This is a genomic window from Clostridium sp. DFI.1.208 (assembly GCF_024463855.1).
Classification (GTDB): Bacteria; Bacillota_I; Bacilli_A; order Erysipelotrichales; family Erysipelotrichaceae; genus Clostridium_AQ.
Window position 1 is genome coordinate 1 of record NZ_JANGCA010000226.1, and the last position, 348, is coordinate 348.

Annotated in this window: 1 protein-coding gene; it reads right to left on the reverse strand. The window is 44.0% G+C overall.

Annotated features, from left to right (window positions below):
* On the reverse strand, window positions 1-248 hold a 248-nt coding region (locus NE665_RS24835; protein ID WP_256302735.1), incomplete at its 3' end, for a hypothetical protein.
* Window positions 249-348 lie beyond the last annotated feature (100 nt).

The window sequence follows — 348 nt, forward strand, 5'->3', positions numbered from 1 at the left end:
GTTTTGAATTCTGCGAATTTGTAGAGGAATTCACACAGATGAGAGATGCTATGCACTCTATATGTGCAACTGGTATTCTCGTCCTGTTGCCTGATCTCCAGCGCTCCGCAGTGGTCTGGATCGAGCAAATACAGACCATCAAAAATTCTTGTCACCTCTGCTTTGCTTTGCATGAGTCCTTTCGCAGTCGCCATCCATTCCCGTGCTACCTCTTCAAAGATTCCATATTCATATTCGATAAATAGCATCGTGTTACCTCCCTGCAGGATCTCTCCGGTAATGTCATCTCTATCGATCTCTTCATATGCAGGGCGTAAGATCTTTTCTATTCGATGTCTATCGATATGA